This is a genomic window from Halomonas pelophila (assembly GCF_040196315.1).
GTDB lineage: Bacteria > Pseudomonadota > Gammaproteobacteria > Pseudomonadales > Halomonadaceae > Halomonas > Halomonas pelophila.
In genome coordinates this window covers 152,902-178,540 of the sequence record NZ_JBEGCI010000006.1, presented here as the reverse complement: position 1 = coordinate 178,540, position 25,639 = coordinate 152,902, and the positions used below count along the sequence as shown (strand labels likewise).

General features: G+C 65.6%; 25 protein-coding genes and 1 tRNA gene. 16 read left to right on the top strand and 10 right to left on the bottom strand.

Annotated features, from left to right (window positions below; all coding sequences use genetic code 11):
- Genes ABE957_RS08800 through ABE957_RS08790 form a run of 3 tightly spaced genes read left to right on the top strand, consistent with a single transcriptional unit; the run spans window position 1 to window position 3,385 of the window.
- Window positions 1–933, top strand: coding sequence for an NAD(P)-dependent oxidoreductase (locus ABE957_RS08800; protein WP_349758290.1), 933 nt, complete (start codon window positions 1–3; stop codon window positions 931–933).
- Complete coding sequence (locus tag ABE957_RS08795) at window positions 930–2,504, top strand: aldehyde dehydrogenase family protein (protein ID WP_349758289.1); 1,575 nt, start codon at window positions 930–932, stop codon at window positions 2,502–2,504. Before ABE957_RS08800 ends, ABE957_RS08795 begins: the two co-directional genes overlap by 4 nt.
- Entirely contained in the window at window positions 2,504–3,385 is an 882-nt protein-coding gene (locus ABE957_RS08790) for a VOC family protein (protein ID WP_349758288.1), read from the top strand. The genes ABE957_RS08795 and ABE957_RS08790 overlap by 1 nt, the downstream gene beginning before the upstream one ends.
- A 159-nt stretch (window positions 3,386–3,544) precedes the next feature.
- Here ABE957_RS08790 and ABE957_RS08785 read toward each other — a convergent pair whose 3' ends face one another.
- Window positions 3,545–4,477, bottom strand: coding sequence for a LysR family transcriptional regulator (locus tag ABE957_RS08785; RefSeq protein ID WP_349758287.1), 933 nt, complete (start codon window positions 4,475–4,477; stop codon window positions 3,545–3,547).
- 226 nt (window positions 4,478–4,703) lie between these two features.
- Between ABE957_RS08785 and ABE957_RS08780 the strand changes: the two genes are divergently transcribed.
- From ABE957_RS08780 to ABE957_RS08770, 3 genes are read left to right on the top strand one after another with little or no spacing between them, the layout of a single operon-like run.
- Complete coding sequence (locus ABE957_RS08780; protein WP_349758286.1) at window positions 4,704–5,231, top strand: helix-turn-helix domain-containing protein; 528 nt, start codon at window positions 4,704–4,706, stop codon at window positions 5,229–5,231.
- Window positions 5,228–5,959, top strand: a complete 732-nt coding sequence (locus tag ABE957_RS08775; RefSeq protein WP_349758285.1) for an AzlC family ABC transporter permease — start codon at window positions 5,228–5,230, stop codon at window positions 5,957–5,959. Before ABE957_RS08780 ends, ABE957_RS08775 begins: the two co-directional genes overlap by 4 nt.
- The gene (locus tag ABE957_RS08770) at window positions 5,952–6,299 is read left to right on the top strand and encodes an AzlD domain-containing protein (protein WP_349758284.1); all 348 of its coding nucleotides are present in this window, start codon (window positions 5,952–5,954) and stop codon (window positions 6,297–6,299) included. Before ABE957_RS08775 ends, ABE957_RS08770 begins: the two co-directional genes overlap by 8 nt.
- 220 nt (window positions 6,300–6,519) lie before the next feature.
- Here the strand turns inward: ABE957_RS08770 and ABE957_RS08765 are convergent, their stop codons facing one another.
- The 6 genes from ABE957_RS08765 to ABE957_RS08740 all read right to left on the bottom strand — a co-directional run bounded on the left by ABE957_RS08765 (window position 6,520) and on the right by ABE957_RS08740 (window position 10,412).
- Entirely contained in the window at window positions 6,520–7,179 is a 660-nt protein-coding gene (locus ABE957_RS08765) for a hypothetical protein (protein WP_349758283.1), read from the bottom strand.
- Between the two features lie 7 nt (window positions 7,180–7,186).
- Window positions 7,187–8,074: a hypothetical protein gene (locus ABE957_RS08760; RefSeq protein ID WP_349758282.1), complete on the bottom strand. Its 888-nt coding sequence runs from the start codon at window positions 8,072–8,074 to the stop codon at window positions 7,187–7,189.
- 148 nt (window positions 8,075–8,222) lie between these two features.
- On the bottom strand, window positions 8,223–8,489 hold the full coding sequence (locus ABE957_RS08755) for a hypothetical protein (RefSeq protein WP_349758281.1): 267 nt from the start codon (window positions 8,487–8,489) through the stop codon (window positions 8,223–8,225).
- A gap of 94 nt (window positions 8,490–8,583) precedes the next feature.
- A complete protein-coding gene (locus ABE957_RS08750) occupies window positions 8,584–8,883 on the bottom strand; it encodes a hypothetical protein (protein WP_349758280.1) in 300 nt (99 codons plus the stop codon).
- Between the two features lie 304 nt (window positions 8,884–9,187).
- Window positions 9,188–9,264 (bottom strand) — tRNA-Ile (locus ABE957_RS08745).
- Between the two features lie 104 nt (window positions 9,265–9,368).
- A complete protein-coding gene (locus ABE957_RS08740; RefSeq protein ID WP_349758279.1) occupies window positions 9,369–10,412 on the bottom strand; it encodes a hypothetical protein in 1,044 nt (347 codons plus the stop codon).
- A gap of 267 nt (window positions 10,413–10,679) precedes the next feature.
- Between ABE957_RS08740 and ABE957_RS08735 the strand changes: the two genes are divergently transcribed.
- The 10 genes from ABE957_RS08735 to ABE957_RS08690 all read left to right on the top strand — a co-directional run bounded on the left by ABE957_RS08735 (window position 10,680) and on the right by ABE957_RS08690 (window position 22,247).
- The gene (locus tag ABE957_RS08735) at window positions 10,680–11,243 is read left to right on the top strand and encodes a PRC-barrel domain containing protein (RefSeq protein WP_349758278.1); all 564 of its coding nucleotides are present in this window, start codon (window positions 10,680–10,682) and stop codon (window positions 11,241–11,243) included.
- A 525-nt stretch (window positions 11,244–11,768) separates the two neighbouring features.
- Window positions 11,769–11,987: a DUF1656 domain-containing protein gene (locus tag ABE957_RS08730; protein ID WP_349758277.1), complete on the top strand. Its 219-nt coding sequence runs from the start codon at window positions 11,769–11,771 to the stop codon at window positions 11,985–11,987.
- 1 nt (window position 11,988) lies between these two features.
- Entirely contained in the window at window positions 11,989–12,852 is an 864-nt protein-coding gene (locus tag ABE957_RS08725) for an efflux RND transporter periplasmic adaptor subunit (RefSeq protein ID WP_349758276.1), read from the top strand.
- 6 nt (window positions 12,853–12,858) lie between these two features.
- Complete coding sequence (locus tag ABE957_RS08720; RefSeq protein WP_349758275.1) at window positions 12,859–15,003, top strand: FUSC family protein; 2,145 nt, start codon at window positions 12,859–12,861, stop codon at window positions 15,001–15,003.
- Between the two features lie 116 nt (window positions 15,004–15,119).
- Window positions 15,120–16,292 (top strand): PQQ-dependent sugar dehydrogenase, encoded by a 1,173-nt coding sequence (locus ABE957_RS08715; RefSeq protein ID WP_349758274.1) that lies wholly within the window; start codon window positions 15,120–15,122, stop codon window positions 16,290–16,292.
- 381 nt (window positions 16,293–16,673) lie between these two features.
- Entirely contained in the window at window positions 16,674–17,876 is a 1,203-nt protein-coding gene (locus ABE957_RS08710) for a quaternary amine ABC transporter ATP-binding protein (protein ID WP_349758273.1), read from the top strand.
- A gap of 5 nt (window positions 17,877–17,881) precedes the next feature.
- Window positions 17,882–18,715, top strand: a complete 834-nt coding sequence (locus ABE957_RS08705) for an ABC transporter permease (protein ID WP_349758378.1) — start codon at window positions 17,882–17,884, stop codon at window positions 18,713–18,715.
- A gap of 124 nt (window positions 18,716–18,839) precedes the next feature.
- A complete protein-coding gene (locus ABE957_RS08700) occupies window positions 18,840–19,715 on the top strand; it encodes a glycine betaine ABC transporter substrate-binding protein (protein WP_349758272.1) in 876 nt (291 codons plus the stop codon).
- A gap of 377 nt (window positions 19,716–20,092) precedes the next feature.
- Window positions 20,093–20,521 (top strand): universal stress protein, encoded by a 429-nt coding sequence (locus ABE957_RS08695; RefSeq protein ID WP_349758271.1) that lies wholly within the window; start codon window positions 20,093–20,095, stop codon window positions 20,519–20,521.
- Window positions 20,522–20,573: 52 nt separating this feature from the next.
- Entirely contained in the window at window positions 20,574–22,247 is a 1,674-nt protein-coding gene (locus ABE957_RS08690; protein ID WP_349758270.1) for a BCCT family transporter, read from the top strand.
- Between the two features lie 130 nt (window positions 22,248–22,377).
- Here the strand turns inward: ABE957_RS08690 and ABE957_RS08685 are convergent, their stop codons facing one another.
- The 3 genes from ABE957_RS08685 to ABE957_RS08675 all read right to left on the bottom strand — a co-directional run bounded on the left by ABE957_RS08685 (window position 22,378) and on the right by ABE957_RS08675 (window position 25,631).
- On the bottom strand, window positions 22,378–23,100 hold the full coding sequence (locus tag ABE957_RS08685; RefSeq protein ID WP_349758269.1) for a 3'-5' exonuclease: 723 nt from the start codon (window positions 23,098–23,100) through the stop codon (window positions 22,378–22,380).
- 1 nt (window position 23,101) lies between these two features.
- Window positions 23,102–25,006 (bottom strand): DUF294 nucleotidyltransferase-like domain-containing protein, encoded by a 1,905-nt coding sequence (locus tag ABE957_RS08680; RefSeq protein WP_349758268.1) that lies wholly within the window; start codon window positions 25,004–25,006, stop codon window positions 23,102–23,104.
- A gap of 211 nt (window positions 25,007–25,217) precedes the next feature.
- A complete protein-coding gene (locus tag ABE957_RS08675) occupies window positions 25,218–25,631 on the bottom strand; it encodes a DUF4168 domain-containing protein (protein ID WP_349758267.1) in 414 nt (137 codons plus the stop codon).
- Window positions 25,632–25,639: the final 8 nt, after the last annotated feature.

Here is a 25,639-nt window from a genome sequence, read left to right as displayed (position 1 = left end):
TTGACCACGACCATCACCGTCATCGGACTCGGCAACATGGGCCGCGGCATGGCCCTGACCCTGCATCGCGCCGGTTTCACCGTGCAGGGCAGCGACATCGACGCCGCCGCCCGCCAGCGCCTCGCCGACGAGGGCGTCACCACCCTGGCGCCCGAGGCCCTGGGCGCCAGCGATATCTACCTGCTGTCGCTGCCCACCTCCGCCCATGTCGAGCGCGTGCTGAAGGAATCGCCGGGGCTGCTCGCCCTCGCCCCCGCGGGCAGCGTGATCATGGATACCTCAACGAGCGATCCCGGCGTGACCCGCCGACTCGCGGCAGAGGTCGAGGCCAAGGGCCTCGAATGGCTCGACGCCCCGGTGAGCGGCGGCCCGGCCGGCGCCATCAGCGGCCAGCTCGGCATGCTGCTGGGCGGCAGCGCCGCCACCGTGGCCCGCCTTCAGCCCGTGCTCGACGCCCTCTCGGCAAAGGCCACCCACGTCGGCGGTCCCGGCAGCGGCCACGTGGTCAAGCTCGCCAACAACTACCTGTGCGCCGCGCACCTGCTGACCACCGCCGAGGCCGTGGCCATGGCGAGCCGCGCCGGCGTCGACCCCGAAGCCTGCCTGCAGGGCCTGAACAGCGGCTCCGGGCGCAGCGCCGTCAGCGAGGTCAATTTCCCGCGCTGGATCCTCTCCGAGACCTTCGACTCGGGCTTCACCATGGGCCTGATGCGCAAGGACCTGCGCCTGGCCCGCCAGACCGCCGGCGATCTCGAGATGCCCGAGGGGCTGCTGGGCGCGGTGGTCGAGGCCTGGCACGCCGACGCCGAGAGCCTGCCCGACGGCGAGGACTTCAACGCCATCACCCGCTCGCTGCTCGACGCCGCTCACCGCTACGCCGCCACCGACCAGCCGTCCGCGACCACCGCCCCTTCCGAGGAGTCCTCATCATGAGTAATGCCCTGACCCAGCGCGCCCGTGAGGCCATCGCCCAGCATCTCGACGCCTTCGGCATCGATCCCGCCGCCCCGGCCAGCAACTGGATCGCCGGCCGCCTGATCGCGGGCGACGGCGAGACCATCACCCTGATCGATCCCGTCACCGGCGCGCCGCTGCTGAGCTACCGGGACGCCGGCGCGGCCCTGGTCGAGCAGGCGATCGAGGCGGCCGCGGCGGCCCAGGTCGAGTGGATGGCGCTCACCGCCAGCGAGCGCGGCCGCCGCCTGCAGGGCGCCGCCCGCGGCCTCGAGGGCCACGAGGAGGCCCTCGCCCGGCTCGAGAGCCTGATCGCCGGCAAGCCGGTGGGCGACTGCCGCGGCGAAGTTGCCAAGGTGCGCGAGATGTTCGAGTACTACGCCGGCTGGTGCGACAAGCAGCACGGCGAGGTGATCGACGTGCCCACCACCCACCTCAACTACGTGCAGCGCATCCCCTACGGCGTGGTCGGCCAGATCACCCCGTGGAACGCGCCGATGTTCACCTGCGGCTGGCAGCTCGCCCCGGCGCTCGCCGCGGGCAACGCGGCGGTGCTCAAGCCCTCGGAGCTGACCCCGCTGACCTCGGCGCTGATCGCCATGCTGGTCGAGCGCGGCGGTCGGCTGCCGGCGGGCCTGATCGGCATCGTCAACGGCCTGGGCCACACCACCGGCCAGGCGCTGACCGCTCACCCGCGCATCGCCAAGCTGGTGTTCGTCGGCTCCCCTGAGACCGGGCGGCGCATCGCCGAGGCCGGCGCCCAGCGCCTGGTGCCCAGCGTGCTGGAGCTGGGCGGCAAGTCGGCCAATATCGTGTTCGACGATGCCTCCCTCGAGGACGCGGTCAGCGGCGCCCAGGCCGCCATCTTCGCCGGGGCGGGACAGAGCTGCGTGGCGGGCTCGCGCCTGCTGCTCCAGGAGAGCCTGCTGCCCGCGTTCACCGAGCGCCTGGCCCGCGCCGCCGAGGCGATCGCCGTCGGCCTGCCCACCGATGACGCCACGCGCATGGGGCCGCTGCAGAACGCCGCCCAGTATCGGCGGGTTCACGCGCTGATCGACGAGGCCCTCGCCCAGGGCGCCACCCTGCTGACCGGCGGCAAGGCCCCGGCCGGCCTGCCGGAGGAGACCGCCGACGGCTACTTCCTGGCGCCGACCATCCTCACCGACGTCACCCCGGAGATGACCATCGCCAACGAGGAAGTGTTCGGCCCGGTGCTGGTGGTGATGACCTTCCGCGACGAGCAGGAGGCAGTGGCGCTGGCCAACGCCACCCGCTTCGGCCTGGCCGGCGCGGTATGGAGCCGCGACACCGCCAAGGCGCTGCGCATCGCCCACCAGCTGCGCGCCGGCACCGTCTGGGTCAACAGCTACAAGACCATCAACGTGATGTCGCCCTTCGGCGGGCTCGGCGAGAGCGGCTATGGTCGCTCCAGCGGCCTCGACGGCCTGCGCGAATACACCCTGCCGCGCAGCGTCTGGGTGGAGACCGCCGCCCACGCCACCGCCGCCATGGGCTACGGCGACGGTCAGACCGTCAAGGCGGGCGCCTGATGAGCTTCGGCATCGATCATCCGCTGATCGCCGTGCATGACCTTGCCGCCAGCGCCGAACAGGCGCGGCGGCTCGGCTTTCACGTGCAGCCACGTCATCAGCACCCCTGGGGTACCGATAACCATCTGCTGTTCTTCCCGCGCAACTTCATCGAGCTGATCGGTATCGGTCGCCCGGAACGGCTCGGCTATCGCGACGACAACGGCTTCGCCTTCGGCCAGCAGATCGCCGAGCGTCTGACCCTCGGCGAAGGCATCGCCATGGTGGCCATCGACAGCGAGGAGATGACCCGCGACCACCAGACGCTGGAGGCGCGGGGCGCCACGCCGCTAGCGCCGATCGTCTTTCGCCGCCTCGCCCACCTGCCGGACGGACGCGATGAGGAGGTGGGGGTCGCCCTGACCATCGTGCATCGGCCAGAAGCCCCGCTGCTGACCCAGTTCCTGTGCCAGCAACTGCGCCCCGAGCTCTTTCGCACCGCGACGACCCGCGAGCCTCACCCCAACACCGCCCGGGAGATCAACTCGCTGTGGTACGTCAGCGCCGACCCCGAGCGCGACGTCCACGCGCTGCGCGCCATTCATGGCGAGCAGAGCGTCAGTAGGTGCCAGGGGGGCTACTGCATCGAGACGGAAAAAGGCAACGCCTATCTACTGACGCCCGCGTCCATCGAGGAGCGTTTCCCGCTGCTGGGCGGCCTCGAGCCCGAGCCGACTCGCGCGGTGGCGCTGAGCCTCGCCTGCGCGTCGCTGGCCTCGGCCGAGGCCCACTGGGCCGCCCACGGGATCGCCTGGCAGCCGATCTCACCGGAGATCTGCGACATCGCTCCAACGGTGCTGGGCGGGACCCTGCTGCGCTTCGAGGAACACGCGGTGACCTAGGGCGACGGCGATCTCGTCGAGGCGCGCCGCTACACCGCCGGCGAGGACCTGGCCCTGAACGTCAAGACGGACCGCCTCGACCCCGCCTTCATGTACTCAACCGCCCCGATCGGGGCGGTTTTTTGGTTCGTGACCACCGCCGATGAGGCGTGAGCCCGCCTAGGCGTCGAGGGTGACGTCATCGCAGCGGAAGGCGCGCATCCAGTGCTGAAGGTGGCGCAGCAGCTGCAGCCCCGCCCGGGGCATGCGCCGGCCGACCCGCGTGACCATGTGGGCGTTGGCCTGGGTGAAGTGCTGGCCCAGCACGTCGCGGGCCACCAGCGAGCCCTCTTCAAGCTCGCGGGCGGCGGCGAAGCGCGGCAGCAGGGTCGCGCAGAGCCCGGCCCGCGCCGAGTGCTTGAGCACCTCCAGCGAGCCGGTCTGGATGCCGACCGTCAGCGGTTGATGGGCCTCGCGAAAGGCCAGGTCCACCAGCTCGCGCACCCCGTGGCCGGGATGCCACAGCGCCAGAGGGTGGTCGGCCAGCGCGGCCAGCGTGAGCGGATCGCTCCCCGACTCGGCCAGCGGATGATGCGGCGCCATCAGCAGCACCAGCGGCTGGCGGGTCGACTGCCAGAAGCGCAGGTGCGGATGCACCTGCTCGTGATACATCAGGCCGATATGCGCCTCGTCGTTGACCACCGCCTCGATGATCTCCCGGGTGCTGCCGGTATCGATCTTCAGGCGAATGCCGCGATGGCTCTCGGTGAACTCGCGCAGCGGATGGCCGATCAGGTCGCCGACGAAGCCCTCCCCCACGTAGAGCGTGATCTGCCCCGTTTCCAGGCGCTGGTAGGCGTCCAGGGCATCACTGAAGTGGCGATCCAGGCGGGTGCGCCGATGGCAGTAATCGAGCAGCAGCTCCCCTTCTGGCGTGGGACAGACGCCGTCGCGACGACGCTCCAGCAGCGTGGCGTCCACCGCGGTCTCGAGCAGCGCGATCTGGCGACTCACCGCCGAGGGCGCGATGGCAAGCCGCGACGCCGCGGCGCGGATCGAGCCCGTCTCGACGGTCAGCTGGAAATAGATCAGGCGCTGATGGGGAATTTCCATGGCGGGCGGGTGCTTATGACGGACGGGAAGCCCCAAGCCTACCAGCCGCCCCACGGGGGCGGTAGCAGGTCGCCTCAACGAGGGCTCGGTCTCAGCAGCGCCGCTCGAACCGCCCGGCACGGGCAACGCTCTCCCCGAGGCCTCCGGCCGCGGCCAGGAAGATAGTTGACAGGCGAACGTTCTCTAGATAGAACGTTCGATAAAAGGAACAACGAGATCGCCTGTCATGGATACCCCCTCCCTCAGCACCCTGGGGCAGCACCTGCAGACCCTGCGCAAGGCCCGAGGCTGGTCGCTGTCGCAGCTGGCCGCCGCCGCCGGCATCGCCAAGTCGAACCTGTCACGCCTCGAGCAGGGCAACGGCAACCCCACCCTGGACACCATCTGGCGGCTGGCGGTGCAGCTGAAGGTGCCCTTCGGCACCCTGGTCGCCCCCATCGCCGTGCCCCTCGGCGAGGACGGCGTGGAGGTGCGCCTGATCGATCAGGGCAAGGACAGCCCCCAGGTCGATGCCTACTGGATGCGCTGCGCGCCCTTCACGACCCGGGTCGCCGAGCCGCATACTCCCGGCGCCCGGGAGTCCCTGACCCTGATCAGCGGCCACCTCGAGGCCGGGCCGGAGGGCGACACCCGCCAGCTCGCCGCCGGCGATACCCTGACCTTCGCCGCCGACCGCGCGCACTGCTACCGCACCGGCGACGACTGGGCCACCCTGCTGGTCAGCGTGGTCTACCACGGGGAGGTGCCGCGATGAGCCAGCAGGCCGTCTCCTCGTCTCCGCGCCCCTGGCTGACCGGCATGCGCGAGGCGATCCCCCTGCTCGGCGGCTACGTGCCGGTGGCCATCTCCTTCGGGCTGGTCGCCATCCAGGCGGGCTTCACTGCCCAGGAGGCGGTGCTGATCTCGGCCCTCGTCTATGCGGGCGCCTCGCAGTTCCTGTTCGTCGGCATGGCCGCCGCCGGCTCGCCACTGTGGCTGGTGGTGGTCATGACGCTGCTGATCAACGTGCGCCACGTGGTCTATGCCCCCAACCTGGCGCCCTGGCTAACGGCGAGCCGCGCCTGGCCCTGGCTGATGCACGCCCTCACCGACCAGGTCTTCGCCCTGGCGCACACCCGCCTGCCGCAGCTGCCGGAAGCGCAGCGACTCGGCTGGTTCACCGGCGCCGCCCTGTTCGCCTGGGCAAGCTGGATCGCCGGCACCGCCCTGGGCGCCCTCGCCGGCGAGGAGCTGATGGCACGTTGGCCGCTGCTCGGCGAGATCATGCCTTTCGCCCTGCCGGCCCTCTTTCTCGTGCTGGTGGTGCCCCGCTTCACCTCACGGCGCTGGAGCCTGGCCCTGAGCCTGACCATCCTGAGCGCCCTCACCCTGACCGTAACGGGCTTCACCAACCTGGCGATTCCCCTCGCTGCCGCCTGCGGGGCGCTGTGCTTCCAGGCCGTGAAGTGCCGCCCCGCCGCGAAAGGAGCCCGCCATGAGTAGCGCCATGTGGATCGCCGTGATCGCCTCGGCCGTCGGTACCCTGCTGATGCGCCTGCTGCCGATGCTGTGGATGCGGCGTCGCCTGAAGCGGCTCGACCACGACGACGGCATCGACGCCATGCCCCAGTGGCTCGGCATCCTGGGACCGCTGATGATCGCCGCCGTGCTCGGCACCTCGCTGATGCCAAAGGCGCCGGACGCCGTCTCCTGGCTCGCGACCGGGATCGGCGTGCTCGCGACGCTGGCCGTGTGGTGGCGCACGCGTACCCTCGGCTGGCCGGTCGCCGCCGGCGTGGCGGCCTTCGGCGCCGTGGTGGTGCTGGCCAGCTGGGTATTTTAAGAGGGGTAATAAAAGGCGACGTGATTGCCAAATGGCATGGTGGGTCCAGTAGGTCTCAAACCAGCGAACAAGGGATTATGAGTTAGGCCCAAGACATGCCATTGTTTTCCAACACCAGCAACATCAATGACTTAAAACTCACTAACACGCCTATACCGACCTTCATGTGTCTATGGCGTCGACAGCATGTAGACACCGTTGCAAAACGCCAAGAAAAGGATCAACTCACTGCATTTATAACAAAATAACTCGATTCGTATTTTTCAATAACGCGATCCCTTTCCTCTTCTACATCTTCTTTTTTTATTTCTACTCCGTTACCTACAGCTATTTTTCTCTCAAGAAAAACATCATCAACAACAAGCTTATATCCTCCGCCTTCTTCAGGCTCAATCTCTCCTACAGCAACCACAAAAATCCCAACAATATAATTACCCAACGGGGATGTCACAAAGAAAACGCATGCCACAGGAGCATCAGGCTTCTCAGATCCAGAAAAACCTTCCAGACTTTCAAAGCTAACACCTAGCCCACTCTTATCTCCATTAACAATCCTGTCAATTGTTCTAACATACCCCTCTTGCTCAACTACATTTTTCGGAGTAATCATAGCACTATCAGAAATACTAAAATAGTCCACCAACCTTAGACAGCACTCCAAAGTTATCAAATCATCTTCACTTTCAAAAACCTTATTATTTTTACCAATTCTAAACGACCCAGAGCTCTCTCCATCAAGAACGAACTCTATAAAAAGATCACCATCAGAGGTAGTTAACAGCTTCATTAACATGACAGCATCACGAAGCTCTTTAACCCTATAACTCTTTTCCTCAGAAAAAGAAAAACTACAATTTGCACGATTAGCAAAAGGGTTCATTTTTATATCAAAAAAAACTACCTTTCAGGCGTATCGCCTTATAGCTATCTGGCACCCCCGGATTAAACGGCGACTTGTAAAGAGATGCTCTGAAAGAGAGTCCTGGCGAAAGCTTGCTTTCTTTAAAAATTAATATGCACTCTCCATCAGGTTCAACAGACAAGCTTAAAAAACCACGATCTTCATTTGTAAAAGGCTGCTTTGCCGGAATCCCGAAACGTTCTTCAAAACCTATGACATTTGATATTTCAACTTGATCTCTTAACCCAAGAGACATCTCCACAAGTGAATTTAGATCTTCACCACAATTTGCTTTGAAAGTTAGCTTTCCAGCCCCACTTTCATACCCACAGGTTTTTAGGTGCATCAACTTTTTTTCTACATAATCGTCGAGCCTTCCGGACACACAGCTTAAAATTTCTTTTTTTAAGCTTCTCCCGTTAGCAAACTCCATTTTATTTTGCTCACCATACTTTACAGTCATGGTAGTTTCGTTCAATTTTTTTACTTCCTCACCCTGCTCAATCTCGTGCAGCCTTTTCAAAACCCTAGAAACAAGCTCTTCGTCAAAGTGAACGAGATAAGCAGATTCAGCTTCATCATCTTCATCGTATTCGATAAAAACAATAAAAGCTGGCTTAGGATCTGTTGCGAGCCTCTTCAAATTAGAAAGCTCGATACTGAGTTTTCTGCGTCTGCTTTTGGTGGACTTAACTTGAACTTTACACTGAATGGGCGAGGTATGAATATCACGTATAGCAAGGGAACTTTCAAGTGGAAACTCAACGATAAAATCCCAACCCGTTTTATCAACAAAAGCTACATTTACTGCCAAATCGGCTTGATGGCACCACTTTTTAAAGTCAGCTTCGCCCACATTCCCTAAATCACTCATCCCTTAACTCCTCAAAACTACTAAAAAAGCAGACCACAGGATTATCATGTCAATACTTGTCTACCATCCTTAAGCCAGGCCTCTTTATTATAACTTTAACGATGCCTTAGCGACTAACTGGCATCCATCCCTGGCTGCTTCTACTTCCCTACATGAAGCTCTGCTTCGTATCTATCCCATTTTTCTCTAGCCTGTCTTTCAAAGCCAAAGACTCAAGCCTTATCTGTTCAGCCTTCGCCAGATTGTAGCTTTTCTCAGCACTTCTTATTTTCACATCCTCTTCAAACCAATCCCTTCGAGAGATTACGTATACGTATGAGCACCACCCAAAAAATATAAAAAAGGCGAGGATCAAAGCCCCCGCCATTAGCTCAAAGTAAAACATCGCGTTATAGAATTCTTGAAGTTCACGCATTTTGCCATCCTCCCTGGCACCACCTATCCACAGCCTTCCTGGCTAGTCGGCATCCGTCCCTATCTCTTTGAACGTCTTCCGCATACATTAAGGCTCAGTTGCTATAAAGCCCCATCATAACTAGTACTTTCTTTGTCATCTCAAATGGCCAAAACAGTATATTGGCATTTAGATTCAAGACAATCATGACAAACCAGAACGTAAAGAACCCCCCTGAAAAAAACGAAAGAAGAAGCTTCCATTGCTGCTTATTCACATCAGGGTGCACCTGGCCTGGCTTTCCAACTCCCGTGCGCCTCAATTCCTTGGGCCGGGAGTAGGTATCACTCTTATCGAACTTGTTTTCCCGACGCTTCCGGTCTTCCCAGTAGTACTCTCGATCTTCCATCCCCATCACGACTCCCTCCGTGTTGTCCCTGCGATGCTCAAGGCCGACCTCCTATCCCTGGAGCCTGCCGCCCTGGTACCACCTCGCCGCTGCTTTTCCAGCTAGTCGGTATCCGTCCCTGTCTGCTTGAGCGTCTTCTCGCTTTCATCTCCTGGCTTATGCCATTCGCAGCAAAAGCTCGAGGCGGATACTCGGAATCAGAACAAAGCATTAGGAAAATCTTGAGAATAGCAGGCACGGCAGGGGTTGCAATGCGGGCAGCACGAATTCTCCCGGCGAGGCGGGATCAGGAAGGAGAGGTAATGCGAAGTGGTGGGCCCAGCAGGGCTCGAACCTGCGACCAAGGGATTATGAGTCCCCTGCTCTAACCAACTGAGCTATAGGCCCTTTCCGGAAGCGCCGAGCGACGCAGCCGTATGATAGCGAAAGCCGATGGGCGAGGCCAGCGCCGAGGGCGATATCGCCCTCGGCGCGACGCATCCGCGATCGGCTCAGCCGCCGACCAACTTCAGAATGGTGTAGGGGGCCTCGCAGGCGTGGCGCTCGTCGCGCTCGTCCACGCTGCCGAGCCCGAAGTGGCGGTCGTTATCGTAGGCGACGAACAGGCGATCGTGATCGAGCACGGCGAGGCCCTCGGCCTTGTGCTCGAATTCCAGCGGCGTGCCCTCCGGAGTGGTCACCAGCCGCGGGGTCTCGCCGGCGCGGAACTCCGCGAGGCTCAGCTCCCAAAGATAGCCGCCGATGTGCTCTTCGCCCGCGTGCTCGGTCTCGAAGCTGGTCAGCAGGTAGAGCCGGGCATGGTAGGGGTCGTATTCGAGGCTCGAGAGGCCGCATTCGAAGCGCACCCCTTCATGGTGGCCCGGATCGAAGGCGAAGAACTCGCGCATCTCGTCGAGGAACTCGAGGTTGCCGCTCTCGCTGATCCGGTAGTGCGCGCCCACCACCCGGCTGACGTAGGCGAAGTCGTCATGGGCGTTGCCCTGCTCGCGAATGCCGAACAGCAGCAGGCCGTCGCCGCCCTCGCCGGGGATCGCCGCGAGTCCCTCGATCTTGTAGTAGGGAAAGCCGATGGCGCCGCTGAGCTTGCCGCGCAGCTCCAACGAGCCCTCCACGCCGTCGCGGGGGTCGGGATCCACCACCTGCACCTTGTCCGGCTCGCCCAGCGGCCAGATCAGCAGGTGGTTGTAGTCGTTCAACGCATGGCTCGCGTCGTCGATGCGATCAAAGCCGGTGGTGGCCAGCACGTTGCGGCCGTCGGCGGTGAGGGCGAAGTCCTCGTACTTCTCGGCCTGCTTGATCAGCGGTTGGGTGAAGTAGTCGAGGCGGGTGTCGTCGGGGCCCCTGTCGTAGATCGGCAGGGCGAAGCAGGCGGAGCGCGCCTCGCCGGGAATCGGCTTGTCGCTGGCCATCAGCAGGCGCTTGCCATCGAAGGCCACCGCCGAGACCTCGGCGTTCACCAGCCGGCCCTTCTCGTCGCGCAGGCCCGCGGGAAAGCAGTGGATGGTGCCCTGCTGGCGTATGCTCGCCTTGATCATGAGAACGCCTCCTCTCGAAGATGTGGTCATCACCCTAAATGTGCACACGCCCACCGCGATAGGGCGCGGGCCGTAACAGTCCGTTACCGCACAGCGGTGAACCCGCACGGCTCCGCTCCGCACAAAGGGACGCGGCGTCACGGCACGCCGCCGAATCTGGCTAAGCTACATAGCGATCCCGTAGCACCGGCCCTGTGGCAGCGACCCGGCTTCCAGGAGAGTGCTGCCAACGGCCTGTTAGAGAAGCCTGTAACAAGGAGAGAACACATGATTCACGGAAAGCCCCTGCATCACGCCACCCGTACCGCCACCCTCGGCGCCCTGCTCGCCGGCAGCCTGGCGCTATCCGCCGGCGCCATGGCCGCTCCCCAGGGCCTCTACTCCACCGATGAACTGCTCGATGCCGACGTCTACGCCGCCGGCAGCAGCGCCCAGGTCGGCGAGGTCCAGGACATCCTGCTCGACAACGACATGACCGTGCGCGCCCTGGTCATCGACACCGGCACCCTGCTCGACCTCAAGGGGGAGCAGCAGTTCGTGATCGAGGCCGGCAAGTTCACCGTCGAGACGCGAAACGGCCACGACCTCGAGGAGATCGAGTACCGGGTGAACGTCGAGTTGAGCGAGGCAGAGCTCGCCGAGCAGCCGGCCTACACCAACGACTGGTGGCAGAACGCCCGCGAGGGCGCCCAGAAGGCCTGGGAGCGGACCAAGGAGGGCGCCGCCAGCGCCTGGGAGAGCACCCAGGAAGGCGCCTCCCGCGCCCTGGATCGCATCGGCCAGGCGTTGGAAGACGTCGGCAAGAAGACCCAGGACGCCGCCAACCAATAGCGCCCCTCTCGATGAACCGCCCTTCTCGATGAGCTGAGGCCCCGTCCCGGACCGGGCCTCTTAGGTCGGCGCCAAGCCGGCCGCCTCCCCTTGCCGCGCCGGAAGCGCCTCCCCGCCCTGGCGAACCGAACCTCGCAGGCGTCGTTGAGCGCGATCCGTTCTGGCTGTTCTTCGATAGTGCCGTCTACGCTCACAGGGCTGGCATTTCGATCCTTGACCCTGCGCGTCGCACGCGCCGTTGGCGTCGCCGCAGGGCCTCTATTCTGATGCGGTTCTCGAGCCCTGCGTGACGCCCGATCGCGACGTCACGTCTCCATGTGCTGTGGTGAAGAGCTATGGAAGAGCCGTGGCGACGATCTATAGCTACGACCTGTCGCGCCGCCCTTTTGTGAAGCGCGGGGCGTTCCCCGGGTGTGCGGCGAGTCAGCCTTTGCTAAGATGGCCGCTTTTAATTAGCTTGCTATCTATAACAACCAGCTGGCACGACCATCCCTCACCACGATCTTCGGCGCGTCAGGAGCAGACATGGGCCTTCGGGAAATCGCTCTGGGCGGCATCTATCTCTCTCCCCTGCTGGGCTATGCCCTGCTGGGATTCCTGGTCGCGCTGATCCTGCGTGCCCTGCTGTATCGGCTGCCGGGCACTTCACGCCCATGGTTCGAGGCCTGGTTCGATACCGCCCTGTTCGTGATCTGCACCGCCGCCATCGCCTACCTCGCCGCCTTCACCGACGGAACGCTCTGATATGCACACACTGCTTCGCAGCCTCGTGACCCTGGCCGTCGTGGCCGCGGCCATCGCCGCCGGCCTGTGGCTCTGGCACTACTACCTGTATACCCCCTGGACCCGGGACGGCCGCGTGCGGGCCGAGGTGATCACCATCGCCCCGGACGTCGCCGGGCGCGTCGACACCCTGGCGATCACCGACAACCAGCGGGTCGAGGCGGGCGATACGCTGTTTGGCATCGACCCGACCCGCTATCGGGCGGCCGTGGATACCCACGAGGCGGTGGTGGCACAGCGCCAGGCAGAGCTCGAGCTGAGCCGACACGAGGCCTCGCGACGCAACCGCTTGAGCCGGCAGGCCATCAGCGCCGAGCGCCGGGAGTCGTCGCGCATCGACAACCGCGTGGCCGCCGCCTCCCTGGCCCAGGCGCAGGCTGAGCTCGAGCGCGCCCGCATCGACCTGGCGCGCACCACGGTCAGGGCCCCCGCCGCGGGCCACGTGCTCAACCTTCAGCTGGCCGAGGGCAACTACGTCAACGCGGGCTCGCCGGTGATGGCGCTGGTCGAGGCCGACTCGTTCTATGTCACCGGCTATTTCGAGGAGACCAAGATCGACGCGATCCGCGTGGGCGAGCCTGCCCGCATCACGCTGATGAGCGGCAATACCGAGCTTGCCGGGCGGGTCGACAGCATCGGCCGCGCCATCGCCGACACCAACACCGACCCCAACGCCCAGCTTCTGCCCCGGGTTCAGCCCAGCTTCAGCTGGGTGCGCCTCGCCCAGCGCATTCCGGTGCGCATCGCCCTGGACGACATCCCCGAGGGCATCATCCTGAGCGCCGGCATGACGGCCACGGTGCGCATCCTCGAGCCCGCGAAGTAGGCGCGCATGTCGCCCTGGGTCGAGGCCTACCTGACGCCGTCCGCGGCGTCGCTCAAGTTCGCCACCAAGGCGAGCCTGGCGATGCTGATGGCGCTCTATCTAGCGCTGTGGTTCGACCTGGAGCGCCCCTACTGGGCGCTGATCTCGGCCGCCTTCCTGCAGATTCGCCCGATGAGCGGCATGGTGATCGAGAAGGGCCTGAGCCAGCTCGGCGGCACCCTGGTCGGCTGCCTGGTGGGCGTGGCGATCATGGGGCTGTTCGGCCAGGCCCCGCTGCCGGCGCTGATCCTGCTGACGCTGTGGATCATGCTCTGCACCTACGCGAGCTCGCTGCGGCGCGGCAATGCCGCCTATGGCTGCATCATGGGCGCCGTCACCGCGATGCTGATCGTGGTGATCGGCGCCAGCCAGCCCGGCAGCATCTTCCCCATCGCCGTGGCTCGGCTGTCGGAACTGGCCCTGGGGGCGCTCTGCGCCACCCTGGTCAGCTCGCTGCTGTGGCCCATCAAGGTGCGCGACCATCTGGCCGAACAGGCCGACCGCGTCGTCAACCAGGCCTTCCGGCATGCGGCCCAGCGCCTCGCGAACAGCGCCGATCTCGCTGCGCTGCAGGAGAGCCTGACCGCGAGCCTCGCGCCGCTGACCCAGCTGGAGGCGGACAGCCAGGCCGCCCGCTTCGAGGGCCCGGAGGGCCCCGGCCGCATTCGCGCCAGCCACGTGCTGACCCGCCGCACCCTGCACCTGGTGGCGCGGCTTCACGCCCTGCAGCAGCTCCTTGAGCACGCGGAAACGCCGCTGGACCCGCGGCTACACCAGCTGGCCGCCGAGCTTGCCGACGGCTTTCGTGAGGCGGCCGAGGCGTCGGGCGTGGCCCCGGCGCGCAGCCGCCTGCAGGCGCTGCGCCGACGGGCCATGGTCGAAGGAGGAGAGGCCGACGAGGACGAAGCCGCCTCGCCGCTTGAGCAGCGCGTCATGCACGGCCTGCGCGAGATCCTCGGCCATGCCCTGGTCATGCTCGACGCCCGCGAGGCGATCGCCCACCCCATCGACCGGCGCCTGCGCGCCGCCCCCCTGGCCTGGCATCGCGACCGGCTGGCCGCCGCGCTGAATGCCCTGCGCGCCGGTGCCGTGTTCGTGACCCTCGCCGCCTTCTGGATCGCTAGCGGCTGGGACAACGGCCAGGTGGCGATGCTGATGGGCACCCTGGGCTCGGCCTTCTTCGCCAGCCGCGACGACCCCGCTGCGGCCTCGCTGACCTTCGCCAAGGGCATGCTGGCGGCGGTGCCCTGTGCCTTCCTGTTCGGTCACGTGCTGCTGGCTCAGGCCAGCGGCTTCCCGCTGCTGGTACTGCTCTTGCTTCCGCCGCTGTTTCTGGGCCTGCTCGGCGCCGCCGATCCGCGACTGATGGGCTACTGCCTCGCCTTCACCATCGGCAACATCCTGCTGACCATGCCCGGCAACGGCATGGATTTCTCCTTCGACGGTTTCCTCAATCGCGCCATCGCCGTGCTGGTCGGGCTGGGCACGGTGGTCGCGGGGTTCCGCATGATTCCCGCCCTCGGCCCCGGGCTTCGCAGGCGGCGGCTGGTCGGCGCCATCGCCCGCGACCTGCGCGCCCTGCCCGCCTCGACGATCCACGAGGCGGAGGGTCGCTTCATCGGCCACATGGCCGATCGCCTGCTGCACCTGGCGCGCCACGACGACACCCTGCCCGAGGAACGGCGCCATCTCTTCGCGCTGGGCCTGACCGGGCTGGACGTCGGCTACGCCTGCCTGCAGCTGCGACGCCGGCTCGACGACCTGCAGGGCGCGCCGATCGCCCGCGCGCGCCGGGGCTTCTTCGCCGCCCTGGCGGACGCTTTCGCCGACAGCGCCCGGGGGCGCACGCCCATCGACGTGCGGCGCACCGGCGACGCCCTGGTGGCGGCCCTCGAGGATCAGCAGGCCCTGAGCGCCCACCATCGCCTGATGATCGCCGGCCTGGTGGAACGCCTCGACCTGGCGCTGGCGCGACAGGCCGAGCGGGCTCGCGCCACGGTCCCCGCTGCCCCCGCGTCCATGAACGTGACCGGGAACGGGACCACCGCCGATCACGATCCCGAGAACGATAACGAGAACCAGAGCGCGACCGAGCCGCCCAGGCCCGCCTGAGCGCGGTCGGCGGTGTCGCCAGGAACCCGCCAGGCCGCGCGCAGTCCTTAGTGTTCGTGGAAGGTCCTGGCCTGTCCGTGGAACGTCCGGGATCGCCATCACCGAGGGAACACCGCATGTCGCCATCACGCCAGTCACTGACCATCGCCCTGCTCGCGGGCGCCCTGCTCGCCGCTGCGGCGACCGCGGCGGAGGTGATCGCGCCGCGCCTTGTTACCGAACACCATGACCTGCGCCTGGAACGTCTCGCCTCGGGGCTCGAGCATCCCTGGGCGGCGGCCGAGCTGCCGAGCGGAGAATGGCTGGTCACCGAGCGCCCGGGGCGCCTCGTGCGCATCGACGCGGACGGCCGCGTGACGCGCGTTACCGGCGTCCCCAAGGTCGCCTCCGGCAGCCAGGGCGGGCTCCTGGATGTCGTCCTGCACCCGGACTTTGGCCGGGGTGAGGGTGAAGGCCAGGGCCAAGGCGAGGGCCGCGACTGGGTCTATCTCACCTGGAGTCAGGCGGGCCAGGGCGGCCACGCCACCACCCTCTCCCGCGGGCGACTCGAGGGCGACGCCCTGGTGGCGCTGGAGACGCTCTTCACCCAGAACCGCTTCGCCCCGACGCGCCACCACTACGGCTCGCGCCTGGCCTGGCGCGCGGACGGCACCCTGCTGATGAGCGTCGGCGAGCGCGGTAGCCCGCCAAGCGCCCAGGACGGCGGCGACCATACCGGCAGCGTCGTGCGCCTCACCGAGGACGGCGGCGTGCCGGCGGACAACCCCTTCATCGATAATGAGGCCGTCCTCGACGAGATCTTCACCCTGGGCCACCGCAACCCCCAGGGCATGACCGTGGCGGCGGACGGCACCGCCTGGAGCACCGAACACGGCCCGCGCACCGGCGACGAGCTCAACCGCCTGGTGGCCGGCGAGAACTACGGCTGGCCGCTGGTCAGCCGCGGCAACGACTATGCCACCAACCGGCCCATCGGCGTCGACAGCGCGCCGGGCATGCGCGACCCCGTCCACGTCTTCGCCGGCCGCTTCGCCCCGTCGGGCCTGGCCGAGGTGACAGGCGATGCCTTCCCCGCCTGGCGCGGCGACCTGCTGGCCGGGGGGCTGCGCAGCGAGCGGCTGGTGCGCCTGTCCCTGGATGGCGACAGCGTGGTCGAGCGCGAGGTGATCCTCGAGGGGCAGATCGGCCGCATCCGCGATGTGCGCCTGGCCCGCGACGGCACCCTCACCCTGCTCACCGACAGCGCCGATGGCGGCCTGTATCGGCTGGTGCCCGCCGCTGCCGACTGACGGCGCCGTCTTCACGACACGCCCCGCCCCCTGGAACGCCCGCCGTTGACGGCTCGGCCGGGGTTACCCCGGCCGCATCGAGCGCCGGCATGCGACCAAAGTGGCGCCAGCCGTCGAACACATACCGTAGATTTTTTTGCTAGGCTCAAGGGCTTCCTTCCGCCCGTTTTGGCACCGCCAAGGCTAATGTTACTTAGCCTGGCACGGGTTTTTATTTGAATGGTCATTCAAATACCGCTAGGGTAGATCGCACTTCTTCGTCACCTGATGCCGCGGTCAACGGTACCGCATCGCACAGTTACGTCTTAATTTTGCGTCACTTCACTCGACCCTTCGGCCCCTCCCGCCGAACCGACGGGAAACCGAAATAAGGCAGAGCCAATGAACGAGAATCGAAACGTCAAGATTCGGGTGCGCAACCTGAGCAAGGTCTTCGGCAGTCAGCCCAAGAAGGCCCTCGAAATGCGCGACCAGGGACACAAGCGTCCCGAGATCCTCGACAAGACCGGCCAGACCCTGGGCCTGTCGAACATCGACTTCGATGTCTACGAGGGTGAACTCCTGGTGATCATGGGGCTGTCCGGGTCCGGCAAGTCGACCCTGATTCGCTGCCTCAACCGCCTGATCGAGCCCACCGAGGGCGAGATCGTCATCGACGGCGAGGACATCCCTCAGCTGGATGACAAGGCGCTGCTCGAGTGCCGGCGTCGGCACTTCTCCATGGTGTTCCAGAACTTCGCCCTCTTCCCGCATCGCACGGTGCAGCAGAACGCCGAATTCGGCCTCGAGATCCGCGGCGTCGATCCGACCGAGCGGGCCGATATTGCCGAGAAGGCGCTGAAGCAGGTGGGCCTCGAAGGTTGGGCGGACGCCTACCCCAACCAGCTCTCGGGCGGCATGCAGCAGCGCGTGGGCCTGGCCCGGGCACTGGCCAACGACTCCACCGTGCTGCTGATGGACGAGGCCTTCTCGGCCCTCGACCCGCTGATCCGCGGCGACATGCAGCAGGAGCTGCTCGAGCTGCAGCACCGCATGCAGAAGACCACGGTGTTCATCACCCACGACCTGGACGAGGCGCTGAACATCGGCGATCGCATCATCCTGCTCAAGGATGGCGAGATCGTGCAGATCGGCACGCCGGAGGAGATCCTCACCAACCCGGCCGACGAGTACGTCAAGCGCTTCATCGAGGGCGTCGACATGTCGAAGATCCTCACCGCCGAGCACGCCATGCGTCCGGTACGGGCCACCGCCCGCGAGGACGACGGCCCGCGCACCACGCTGCGCAAGATGAGCGAGCACGGCCTGGATTCGATCTATGTCACCAGCCGCGACCGCACCCTGATGGGTCTGGTGGAGGTCGATGCCCTCGAGCAGGCCGCCAAGGAGGGCAAGGACCACATCCGCGACGTGATGACCCATGACTTCCGTAGCGTCGGTCCCGAGGAACCGCTGCACAACCTCTTCGCCATGTTCAGCGAGCGGAGCTTCCCCATCGCCGTGGTGGATGCCGAGAAGCGGCTGCAGGGCGTGGTGGTCAAGGGCGCCGTCCTCGATGAACTGGCACAGGCAGGAGACAAGTAATGGCTATCGAAATCCCGAGCATCCCGCTGGGTCAGTGGATCGAGGGCGGTCTCGACTGGCTGACCACTGAATATTCCGGCGTGACCCGCGCCATCTCGCGGGTCACCCAGACCGGTATCGACGGGCTCAACGACGCCCTGTTCTGGCTGCCGCCCTGGGCGCTGCTGCTGATCATCGTCGGCCTGTGCTGGTGGGTGGCCAGCCATCGCCTGGCCATCGGCGCGGCGCTGGGCATGGCGCTGATCTGGAACCTGGACCTCTGGGACCCGATGATCGAGACCCTGACCCTGGTGGTGATCGCCACCCTGGTCGCGGTGGCCATCGCCATGCCGGTGGGCATCGCCGCGGCGCTCTCCGAACGGCTCTATCGGACGATCATGCCGGTGCTGGACTTCATGCAGACCATGCCCGCGTTCGTCTACCTGATCCCGGCGATCCCGTTCTTCGGCATCGGCTCGGTGTCGGCGATCTTCGCCACGGTGATCTTCTCCATGCCGCCGGCGATCCGCTTCACCACCCTCGGCATCCGCCAGGTGCCCAAGGACCTGATCGAGGCGGCCGACGCCTACGGCGCCACCCGCAGCCAGAAGCTGTTCAAGGTCCAGCTGCCGCTGTCGCTGCCCACGTTGATGGCCGGCATCAACCAGACCATCATGCTGGCCCTCTCCATGGTGGTGATCGCCGCCATGATCGGCGCCGACGGCCTGGGCAGCGAAGTGTGGCGCGCCATCCAGCGCCTGCGTCCGGGCGACGGCTTCGAGGCCGGCATCGCCGTGGTGATCCTGGCCATGCTGCTCGACCGCGTGACCCAGTCGCTGCGCAAGGGCCGTAAGTCATAAGCAAGGGCCGTAAGTCATAAGGCTGACGCCAAAACCTAATACCTATGTAGTAGAGGCGCGGCCTTGAAACGTTCGGGGTGGCGCCTCAGGTTGACAAGTTACACGCTCGAAAGAAGGACAATAGATGACTCAGCAACCGCTTAGCCGCCGTATCCGTGCCGCCAGCCTCGCCCTGATCGCCGGGACCGGCCTCGCCGCCGGCACCGCCCAGGCCGAGGAGAAGGGTACGGTGCACCTCGCCTACGTCGAATGGTCCTCCACCGTGGCCTCCACCAACGTTATGCGCGCCGTGCTGGAACAGGCCGGCTTCGAGGTGGACGTCTCCTCGCTCTCAGCCGCCGCCATGTGGCAGTCCGTCGCCACCGGCGATACCGACGCCCTGCTGGCCGGCTGGCTGCCGACCACCCACGAGGACTACTACGCGCGCCTCGAGGACAAGCTGGTCAACACCGGCGTGAACCTGGACGGCACCAAGCTCGGCCTGGTCGTGCCGGCCGATAGCGACGTCGAGTCCATCGCCGATCTGAACCAGCATGCCGACGCCTTCGATGACACCATCACCGGCATCGACCCGGGCGCCGGCATCATGCGCCTGACCGAAAACGTCGTCGACGCCTATGACCTGGAACTGGACCTGCAGAGCGGCAGCGGTGCCACCATGACCGCAGCCCTGGACAGCGCCCTCAAGAACGATGAAAACATCGTGGTCACCAGCTGGACGCCGCACTGGATGTTCGCGCGTTGGGACCTCAAGTATCTCGAGGATCCCAAGGGCGTCTACGGCGGCGCCGAGCAGATCCACACCATCACCCGCCAGGGGCTCGAGGAGGAGATGCCGGAGGCCTACGCCATCCTGGACGCCTTCGAATGGACCGCCGAGGACATGGGCGAGGTCATGCTCATGAACCAGGAGCCCGACACCGACCCCTACGAGAACGCCAAGCAGTGGGTCGCCGAGAACCAGGACCTGGTGAAGGAGTGGCTGCCGGCACAAAGCTGAGGGGCCAGCGCGCCGTCACCGCGGTGACGTGTGACGCGTGAAGAGACAAGGGGAGAGTCCGACAGGGCTCTCCCTTTTCTATGGGAGTGAGGGGCTATGGGACTGACGAACGATGGCGCTGACGGGCGACAGGGCCTTCGCGCCGCACATGGCGACGACCGCCCGGCGGTGGCCCACGGTTATCAGATTCAGGACTCTTGATTAAAATGCCCTATTGGACGCGCAATTTGTCGCGATTCGCATACGCTTAATGCGCTAATGGTGTAGGGTGTGCGCCGATTGACGGCAAGATACGTTGAAAGCGACGTATGCCCAAACACCCTTGACCGTCCACACTTGACGTGGCAACAGCCGACCCCATCAGAAGGAGCGCAGACATGTTCAAGAAGATCATGGTGCCAGTCGATCTGGCCCACCTCGATGTGATCGAGCCATCACTGAAGATCGTCGCCGACCAGGCGAAGCACTACGACGCGGAGGTCTGTTACGTCGGCGTCACCGCCACCACCCCCGGTTCCGTGGCCCGCACTCCGGAAGAGTACACTCAGAAGCTCGAGGCCTTCGCCCAGGAGCGCGCCAAGGTCCACGGCCAGCCGGTCAGCACCCACACCATCGTCAGCCCCGATCCCATCGCCGATCTCGACGACGATCTCATCGAGGCCATCGACAAGGTAGGCGCCGATCTGGTGGTCATGCCGACCCACCCGCCCAAGCATGTGGATGTGATCATGCCCTCCCATGGCGGCAAGGTGGCGACGCACACCAAGGCCTCGGTGTTCCTGGTGCGCCCGGGGGCCGGCGAGTAACCCCGTCGAGACATGAACCTACACCCATCGATAACCGCAAGGGAGACGTCTAGTGGCTAAGCAACCCAACGACGGTAAACCCAAGGTGCCGGAGGACACCGGCACCGAGGGGATTCCGGCGCCCGAGGGCGCGGCCAATCTGATCGATACCGATTACGTCATCGGCCAGGACAACATCACCGCCTCCCCCCTGGGGATCGACGTGGACCTGCACGGCAAGGTCTTCCTCTTCTCCTCGCTGGTGATTCTGTTCTTCGTGATCGCGACGCTGGCCCTCCAGGACCAGATGGAACCGATCTTCAACAGCATGTTCAGCTTCCTGACCACCAACCTGAGCTGGGTCTTCCTGCTGGGCGCCAACGTCTTCGTGATCCTGGCGATCGTGTTGATCTTCACGCCGATGGCCAGGGTGCGCATCGGCGGCGCCAACGCCACGCCCGACTTCAGCTATCTGGGCTGGTTCGCGATGCTGTTTGCCGCGGGCATGGGCATCGGGCTGATGTTCTACGGTGTGTCGGAGCCGCTGACGCACTTCGGCACCGCCATGGGCGGCACCTCCGTCGAGAACGGCGTGCGCACCGACTGGGCGCCGCTGGGCGCCGCCGCAGGCGACCAGGCCGCCGCCATCGACCTCTCCATGGCCGCCACCATCTTCCACTGGGGTCTGCACCCCTGGGGCGCCTACGCCATCGTCGGCCTGTCACTGGCGATCTTCGCCTACAACAAGGGTCTGCCGCTGACCATGCGCTCGATCTTCTACCCGATCCTCGGGGAGCGCGTGTGGGGCTGGCCGGGCCATGTGATCGACATCCTGGCGGTCTTCGCCACCCTGTTCGGCCTGACCACCTCGCTGGGGCTCGGCGCTACCCAGGCGTCCGCGGGTCTGAACTACCTGTTCGGCATTCCCGATACCAACACCACCCTGATCCTGCTGATCATGGGCATCACCGTGATCGCGCTGGGCTCGATCATGCTGGGTGTCGACAAGGGCGTGCAGCGCCTGTCGCAGATCAACATGGCGCTGGCCTTCCTGCTGCTGGCCTTCGTCATCGCCGTCGGCCCGACGCTGATGATCGCCGTCGGCGTGTTCGATAACCTGCTGGGCTACGTGAAGAACCTGCCGGGGCTCTCGATGCCCTTCGGGCGTGAGGATGCCAACTTCAGCCAGGGCTGGACCGCCTTCTACTGGGCCTGGTGGATCGCCTGGTCGCCCTTTGTCGGCATGTTCATCGCCCGCGTCAGCCGCGGACGCACCGTGCGCGAGTTCCTGATCGCCGTGCTGCTGGTGCCGTCGATGGCCTCGGTGGTGTGGATGACCGCCTTTGGCACCACGGCCATCGACCAGGTGGTCAACCAGGGCATCACCAAGGTGCAGGATGCCGCCCTGGAGCTGCAGCTGTTCACCATGCTCGAGACCCTGCCGCTGACCTCCATCACCTCCTTCGTCGGGATCGTGCTGGTGATCGTGTTCTTCGTGACCTCCTCCGACTCCGGCTCGCTGGTGATCGACTCGATCACCGCTGGCGGCAAGGTCGATGCGCCCAAGCCGCAGCGCATCTTCTGGGCGCTGATCGAGGGGGCGCTGGCCATCGCGCTGCTGCTTGGCGGCGGCCTCGGCGCCCTGCAGACGGCCGCCCTGACCACCGGCCTGCCCTTCACCATCGTGCTGCTGGTAGGCTGCTATGCGATCGTCAAGGGCCTGATGAGCGAGCCGCGCAGCACCTAACGGCCAGCTTCATCCCGGCGCACGGCACCCTGCCCGCTGCGTCGACAAGCCACGAAGAAGGCGGCCCGCGGGCCGCCTTCTTCGTGTCTGCTCCTGTGGTTCGCCGCTGCCGTCGCGCTGCGGGGCGCGGCTAGCTCCACAGCTCGCCCACCGGCGTCCCGGGGCCGAAGTGCGTGGCCACCTGCGCCTGCAGCAGCTCGGCGGTGGCCAGGGCATCGACCAGGGCATGGTGGCCCGAGTAGACCGGCAGCCCGTAGCGCTCGCGGCTGTCGTAGAGGCGGATGGAGGCCGGCGGCCGGCCGATCCAGCGCTTGAAGCGCGCCAGCAGCGACTGCCGGTGCCGGCGCGCCTCCAACGACATGGTGTCGATGACCGGGAACATCAGCCCCTCTCCGCGGCGTGTCTTCACGGCGGCATCCAGGAACGGACGCTCGATATGCCGATAGTGCACCACCACCAGGCGGCCCGCGATGGCCTCGAGGAGCTCCTCGAGAATATCGTCGAGGTCGGGGGCGCCCACGATGTCCGAGTGGGTGATGTGGTGAAAGGTCACCGACTTGGCGTTCAGCGGCCGGCGCGGCCTCAGCACCCAGTAGCGCCGCTCGGCGAGCCGGATGCGCCCCAGGGTGAAGGGCACCAGGCCGATGCTGACGATGGCATGGCGCCGCTCGTCGAGCCCGGTGGTCTCCATGTCCAGGGCGACCATGGGGGCCTCGGCGATGGGCGTGTCCGGCCCGGGCGTCCCGGCAGCGAAGCAGCGCGCCAGCAGCGGATCGCGGGCGAGCTCGGCGCGCTTCGCCAGGTACTCGGGCCAGCCCGGGGCCGGTAGTTTCCTGCGTCGGGGAAGGCGCATCTCAGCGCGACCGCGACGGCATGGGATAGCGGAACTTGAGGAACTTCTGGGCGTTGCTCAGCACCTGGAAGGCATCCTTGAGGTTGTGGCGCTCGGTGTCGGAGACGTCCTCCGGCTCGATATTGTTGTCCGGCTCCTGCTCGTGCTGCAGGTCGATCGTCTGGTGGCGAATCCGCGACATGCTCAGGAACTCGAGGGCATAGCGCAGCCGGTCGCTGACCCCGGGGGCCAGCAGCTGGGTGCGGTCTATGTCATCCAGGCGCTTGAAGCTGTTCTGGGCCCGCGAGCCACAGGCCAGGGCGTGGACGCGAATCAGGTCGACCATCGGTGCGGTGCCCCGGCGCTTGAGGTTGATGGAGTTGTTGTGCTTGCCGTCCTTCTCCATCACGAAGGTGCGGAAGAAGCCCAGCGGCGGGGTGCGATTGAGCGCGTTACGCGCCATGGCCGCCAGAAAGCGCGGATGCTTCGGCGCCTGCTCGGCGACCAGGTCCTGGAGCTGCTCGACGAGCGGGTTCTCTCCGAAGACGGTATCGAGGTCGAAGAAGATCGAGCTATGCAGCAGACGCTCCGGGGTGGGCTCCTGGATCCAGTCGCGAAAGTAGCCCTTCCAGACCGCGAGCGGCTGACGCCAGTGCGGGTTGGTGGCCATGATGTCGCCCTTGCAGTATTCGTAGCCGCAGGCGGCCAGACCGTCGCTCAGGCGCGTCGCCAGGGCCAGGAAGTAGTCGTCGTGACGAGCGGGGTCGAAGTCGTCGGAGAGCACCAGGGCGTTGTCCTGGTCGGTGACGATGGACTGCTCGTTGCGTGCCATGGAGCCCAGCGCCATCAGGCAGTAGGGCACCGGCGGCGGCCCCAGCTCCTCCTCGGCCAGCTCCAGCAGGCGCCGCGACAGGCTGCGCCCGATGGTGGAGAGCGCGCTGCCGATCATGCGCGAATCGGCGCCCTCCTCGACCATGCGCACGAAGGCCGCGTTGACGTCGGGCGTCAGCCGGGCGAGCCCTTCGCTGCTGGACTGGTGGAAGATGTTGCTGACCAGGTAGAGGCTCGACTGGGTCTCGTAGCGGATGATGTCGGAGAGGTGGACGATGCCGACCGGCGAGCGGCGGTGCATCACCGGCAGGTGGTGGATGTTGTTACGCAGCATGCAGAGCATGGCCTCGTGCACCGACTCGTCGGACTGCACGGCGATCAGCTTGTGGGCGATCACCTCCCCCACCGGGGTGTCGGCGGGGCGGCCCTCGGCCACCACGCGAGTGCGAAAGTCGCTGTCGGTGAGGATGCCTTTGACCTGCCAGGCGCGCCCCTCGCTGTCGCGGAAGGTGTAACGGGGGTTGTCGCTGGGCTCATCGAGCACCAGCACCGCCGAGGCCTGGTAGTCGCTGATCAGCCGGGCGGCCTCCTGGACGGTCGTGGTGGCCTCCACCATCACCGGGTAGCGCGACACCAGCTTGCGCACCCGGGTGATCATCATGTCGTTCTGCTTCTTGTGCTCCTCCACGGTCGACTCGAGCCGCGGGCGCTCCACCTCGACGAAGTCGGCGAAGTGCTCGTCCGCCTCGCAGAGCTGGAAGAAGATCGCCTCGGGAATGAAGTAGATCAGGCTGTCTTCCATGGCCTTGGCGGGGAAACGGGTGCGGCGGTTTCGCAGCAGGCTGAAGTGACCGAAGATGTCGCCCTCGCCCAGGCGATTGTAAAGCTCGCCGCCACGGCGGTAGACCTCCACCGCCCCGCTGCGGATGTAGCAGAAGTCGTGGACCTCCTGGTCGAGGGTCAAGATATCGCTGCCGGCCTTGAAGTAGGCCACCTCGACCTGGCCGGCCATCTCGTCGAGCAGGTCGTCGGAGATGCCATCGAAGGGCGGGAAGCGCCCCATGTGCTGGCGGATTTCCAGCAGTTCCACATCCATGTCCATGACTCCGAGCGGTGGGCAGACAACTAGTCTGGAATGACCCGCCGGCGCTGTAAAGCCGGCGCACCCGGCGAGCAGGGGCCTCGCGCGCGCAAGCACCCGCTGACGTCGGGGCTCGGTGGTGGGGGCAACACGACGAGGGCCGCCCCGTGCATCACGGGGCGGCCCTCTTTCAGCGCTATCGCTCAGCGCGATCGCAAGGCGTGTGTTACGAGGCCTGGTCGGTGCCGGCACCGCCAGCCTTGGCCATCTCCTGCACGCGCTGCATCAGCTCGGGATCCTGCTGGATCGCCTGGCCGATGGCGTTGAAGGTATTCACCTCGAGGCCGCTGTCCTGCACGGCCTTGACCATCTCGTCGTTGGCTTCCTGGCGAACCGTCTGCTTGGCCTCGTCACCTTCCGCCGACTGCAGCTGCTTGGTGTACTCCTGAGAGATCACGGCGATCTCCTTGGAAGCATCGGCGAACTGCTGGAGCTGAGCGTCGGAGAAGTCCTGTGCCGGGGCCGTCGCCTGCGACTGGTCGGCGCCGTTCGCGGCAGTGTCCTGCTGGGCCTGTGCCTGGGTGGCGGCAAGGCCGAGAGAGAGCAGCGCGGCCGAGAACAGTGCGGTCATCCGTTGCATGAATACCT